This window comes from Streptomyces sp. NPDC059853 (genome assembly GCF_042731495.1).
In the GTDB taxonomy this organism is placed as follows: domain Bacteria; phylum Actinomycetota; class Actinomycetes; order Streptomycetales; family Streptomycetaceae; genus Streptomyces.
The window spans coordinates 1-2,518 of record NZ_JBHWJL010000480.1 but is presented as its reverse complement, the minus strand read 5'-3'; the positions used below and the strand labels follow the sequence as shown (position 1 = coordinate 2,518).

The following is a 2,518-nucleotide window of genomic DNA, read 5'->3' as shown; positions in this document are numbered from 1 at the left end:
GGACGGCCCCGTCCGGCGCGGCGACGGGGCGGAGCGCACCGGGGCCCGCTCAGCGGGCAGGTCCGCCGCTACTCGACGCCGATCAGCAGCGGTGCCGCCTGGCGTCCCCGGTAGACGACGGTGTCCACGCCGAGGTGGCCGCGGCGTACCTGGTGTTCCAGCCGGTCGGCGAGTGCGGCGGGGGTGTTCTCGCCGAGGACCAGGGTGACCAGTTCGCCGCCTGCCGACAGCATCCGGGTGAGGAGATCGGCGGCGACGTCCTCGGTGGCGGAGCCGATCACGGCGACATCGCCGTCGATCAGGCCGAGGACGTCCCCGGCCTGGCAGATGCCCACGGTGGTCCAGGACTCGCGTTCGGCGACGGTGACCTCGCCGAACCGGGTGGCCCCGGCGGCGGAGGTCATGGCGACGACGTCCTCGTCGAAGCGGCGTTCCGCGGCGTGGACGGCGAGCGCCGCCAGGCCCTGGACCGGGGAGCGGGTGGGGATGACGGCGACCCGGACGCCCCGCTGGCGGGCCTGCTCGGCGGCGGCGGCCGAGGCGTGCCACAGCGCGCCGTCGTTCGGCAGCAGCACGATCTCCCGGGACGCGGCGCGGTCGATGGCCGCGGCGAGGTCGTCGGTGGCCGGGGGGCGGGCGGGGTCCGCGGTGAGGGCGGTGGCCCCGGCCTCGGTGCACAGCGCGGCGAGGCCGTCGCCGGGCATGACGCAGACGACGGCGCGGTCGGCGGCGGGTGCCGCGGCGCCGGGGGCGGCGGCGGTGAGCTGGGTGATGCTGATCCGGTGCGGGCGGCCAGCCTCGATGCCCGCCTCGACGGCGGGGCCCGGCCGGGAGGTGTGCACGTGGACGTTCCACAGGCCGTCGCCGCCGACGATCACCAGGGAGTCGCCGAGGGCGTCCAGGGTGCGGCGCAGGCCGGGTATGGCGTCGTCCCGGGCGTCCAGGAGGTAGATCACCTCGTAGCCGCCGTCGGCGCAGCCCTCGTGCCCGGGGTGGCCGGCGGCCACGTCGCCCGGTGCGCCGTGCCGGTGGCCCGCGGGGCGGCCCAGGCCGTGGTGCGGCAGGGTGTCCGGGGCGCGGCCGGAGAGGGCGGCGTCGAGCGCGTCCAACACGGTGACCAGCCCGGATCCCCCGGCGTCGACCACGTGGGCGCGGGCCAGGGCGTCCAGTTGCCCGGGGGTGGCGGCCAGGGCGGTGCGGGCCCCGGCGCAGGCGGCGGCGGCGATGTCGGCGGGGTGGCGTGCCGGGGCCCGCTCGGCGGCGTCGGCCGCGGCGGCGGCGACGGTGAGCATGGTGCCCTCGACGGGGTGGCTGACGGCCTCGTAGGCGAGGGTGGCGGCGCGGCGCAGCGCGCGGCGCAGCGGCTCGGGCCCGGTGTCGCCGGTGGGGGCGGCGGCCAGTTCCTGGGCCATGCCGCGCAGCAGCTGGGCGAGGATGGTGCCGGAGTTGCCGCGGGCACCGAGGAGGGCGCCGTGCGCCATGGTGCGGGCGGCGTCGCCGGGCCCCGGGGTACCGGTGCCGGGTTCCTGTGCGGCGGCGGTCAGCGCGCGGTCGGCGGACTCCATCGTGAGGTAGAGATTGGTGCCGGTGTCCGCGTCCGGTACGGGGAAGACGTTGATGGCGTCGATCTCCGCGCGGTCCCGGCCCAGGGTGTCCAGCGCGATCCGGCACCAGCGCCGTACCGCGGCGGCGTCCAGCGGTTGCGGCACGGTGGTGACCTCGGCTCTCTCCTTGGCGGGCGGCGGGTGCAGCTTATGCGGACCGGGGCGGATTTCTCCGTTCGGGAAGCCCCGGGGTATGCTGCTGCGGTTGCTCGGCACGGGTGTTCTCCCGCTCGCCGGGCACATCCCCGAGGGTCCTGGCCCCGGGATCCCACGTTAGTTTCTGTCACCCCGCGTACGCGGGACTGACCCGTCTTTGGAGTGACCCGTGGCTGCCAACTGCGACGTCTGCGGCAAGGGGCCGGGCTTCGGTAACAGCATCTCCCACTCGCACCGCCGCACCCCCCGCCGTTGGAACCCCAACATCCAGCGGGTGCGTGCCGTGATCAATGGGACGCCGAAGCGCCTGAACGCCTGCACCTCGTGCATCAAGGCGGGCAAGGTCGCGCGCTGACGCATTCGGCCGCGGTCCGCCCGTAAGCCGCTGAGCCGGTCCACCTCCGTGGTGGGCCGGCTTTTTGGCGTTCCCGCGTGCGGAAGCGGCGCCGGTGGCGCGGGCGTCCGGTACGGGGCCGCCGCGCGACACGCGACGGCGGCAGCGGCAGCGGCAGCGGCAGCGGCGGTCAGATGCGGTACCCGTGGTGCACCGGACCGATGCCGGCGCCCAGCGGGAATCCGGCGGCCAGGGCCCCGGTGACGTACTCCTTGGCGGCGCGGGCGGCGGCGGGCAGCGCCGTGCCCCGGGCCAGTCCGCAGGCGAGAGCGCTGGCGAGGGTGCAGCCGGTGCCGTGGGTGTGCCGGTTGTCGTAGCGGGGCGCCCGGAACCAGTGCACCTCGCCGGGTCCGCCGTACAGCAG

3 protein-coding genes are annotated in these 2,518 nt (G+C 76.6%); 1 reads left to right on the top strand and 2 read right to left on the bottom strand.

The features are described from left to right. Positions 1–68: 68 nt before the first annotated feature. On the bottom strand, positions 69–1,709 hold the full coding sequence (locus tag ACFV5N_RS27010) for a DAK2 domain-containing protein (protein WP_385604919.1): 1,641 nt from the start codon (positions 1,707–1,709) through the stop codon (positions 69–71). A 220-nt stretch (positions 1,710–1,929) separates the two neighbouring features. Here ACFV5N_RS27010 and rpmB point away from each other — a divergent pair, with 220 nt between their 5' ends. Beyond that, complete coding sequence (rpmB, locus tag ACFV5N_RS27005) at positions 1,930–2,115, top strand: 50S ribosomal protein L28 (RefSeq protein ID WP_078576355.1); 186 nt, start codon at positions 1,930–1,932, stop codon at positions 2,113–2,115. Positions 2,116–2,284: 169 nt separating this feature from the next. On the opposite strand, the gene ACFV5N_RS27000 is transcribed toward rpmB, so the two are convergent. Further along, positions 2,285–2,518: bifunctional hydroxymethylpyrimidine kinase/phosphomethylpyrimidine kinase (locus ACFV5N_RS27000; RefSeq protein ID WP_385604917.1), on the bottom strand; the 234-nt coding region annotated here is incomplete at its 5' end.